Source organism: Streptomyces sp. NPDC001393, from assembly GCF_053597455.1.
In genome coordinates this window covers 1-1672 of sequence record NZ_JBSFIH010000137.1, presented here as the reverse complement: position 1 = coordinate 1672, position 1672 = coordinate 1, and the positions used below count along the sequence as shown (strand labels likewise).

The window sequence follows — 1672 nt, the reverse complement described above, 5'->3', positions numbered from 1 at the left end:
AAGGGCGGTTCGGCGAGCCGGTCGCGGAGGTGTTCGCCGCGGATGAAGGGACGTCCGGGGTGCTTCTGCCAGCAGGGAGAGCACAGTCCCAGTCCGGCATGCCGCCGAAGTTCTCCGCATTCGCGGCAGGCCCGCGGCGGCTGCTTGTCCTGCCGAGGCCGGGAGCAATGACCGCACCAGCCGGTCGCCTCGCGCAGATAGCCCGGTTTGCCGCAGCGCGGACACGGCTGCTGGGCCGCGAGCTGGTCGGCCTTGCGGCGGCAGTCGCGGCACAGACGGTTCCCGGCCGCGCGGACCGGATGACCGCACAGCTGGCAGACGCGCGAGCAGATGACGCACCGGCCCGTGTCCTGCTGGAGCACGCGGTCCTTGCCGCAGGACGGACACGTCGCCTTCGCGGCCTGCTCTTTCATCCGCCGCCAGCACAGGCAGCAGTGCTGGCGGTCGAGATAGCCGACGGGGGCACCGCAGGTGACGCAGTCCCGTTGCTTCTTTCCCATCGTGATGCTGACCGGTCACAGGGGCGGCATCGACCGGCCCCGGGCGGAACCGGCGGCCTGCGGGAGGTCGGCGACAGAGCGGGGCGGTGCGACGGGACGCTCGACGGGGGTGGTGTCGACCTCGATCAGATCGTTGGGGGTGCACTCCAACGCGGTGCACAAAGCAGCCAGCGTGGTCATCTTCACCTGCGAGGGCTCCTTGGTGAACAGCGCGGACACCGACGCGGAGGACAGTTCCAGGCCCGCCTTCTCGGCCAGCAGACGCCGCAGTTCGGTCCCGGTCCAGACCTCGCGCTGGGCAGCCGTCATCCGCAGCCGCCATCGGATCTTCATGCCGTGGTGTCCTTCCCGGCCAGCTCGGCCAGGGTTCCGGCGACCGCCCGCTGATAGGCGTCCTCGATGAACGTGGCGGAGGGCCGGACATACCGCATGGTCGAGCTGACCGTCCAGTGACCGAGCATTTGCTGGATCGCCACGAGATCGACGCCGCGTTCGTAGTTGTGGGTCGCGCAGGCCCGCCGCAGGGCATGCGGACTGAACCGCTCGGCCGGTGGGCGACCCTCGAGTTCCATGAGATAGCGGAGCCGGTTGCGGATGGTCCCACGATGCAAGGCCCCGCCGGACTCGTCCGCGAACAGCACAGGCGACTTGGGAAACTTGGGCCGCACATCGTCGAGAAACCACCGCAGCACCAGGTCCAGGCCGTCGAGCATGGGCACCCAGCGTGGCCGCGGCCCGGAAGTATGAGCTCCCTTGCCGAAACGGACGTGGAGCTTGCCGAACGGCCCGCGCGAGAAGTGCACATCCGGCTTCTCCAGCAGCGATGCTTCCTCCGAGCGGAGCCCAGCGTGATACAGCGTCCGGAACATCGCATAGTCTCTCGCGGCGGGTCCGTACTTCCTCGCGGTCCCGATCCGCTGCTTCATGAAGTCGAAGAACTCACTCACCCGCTCCGGCGTCGGCGGCGGCACCAGAGCCGGCGAGTCGTCGCCGACATGCCGGGAAGCGTTGAACTCGTCGACCGGGCAGACTAGCCGGACACCGAAGGCAGCCTCGATCTCCGCTGCCTTGCGGGCCTGCAGGAACCGGTGGAACCCCTTAAAGATCTGAACATACTCGCGTCGGGTCGAAGTCTTGCGACCCTTCACCGCGAGGTCACCGACCACGCGGTC

At 68.5% G+C, this 1672-nt stretch carries 2 protein-coding genes and 1 pseudogene; all 3 read right to left on the bottom strand.

Annotation, left to right across the window (positions count from 1 at the left end):
- Positions 1-500: pseudogene (locus tag ACWC2T_RS45810) on the bottom strand (hypothetical protein); the annotation flags it as partial.
- 15 nt (positions 501-515) lie between these two features.
- A complete protein-coding gene (locus tag ACWC2T_RS45805) occupies positions 516-833 on the bottom strand; it encodes a helix-turn-helix domain-containing protein (RefSeq protein ID WP_450676211.1) in 318 nt (105 codons plus the stop codon).
- Positions 830-1672: tyrosine-type recombinase/integrase (locus ACWC2T_RS45800; RefSeq protein WP_450676210.1), on the bottom strand; the 843-nt coding region annotated here is incomplete at its 5' end. The genes ACWC2T_RS45805 and ACWC2T_RS45800, both read right to left, overlap by 4 nt.

Coding starts and splice junctions, on each gene's coding strand:
- ACWC2T_RS45805 (WP_450676211.1), bottom strand. CDS start 833: ATGAAGATCCGATGGCGGCTGCGGATGACGGCTGCCCAGCGCGAGGTC.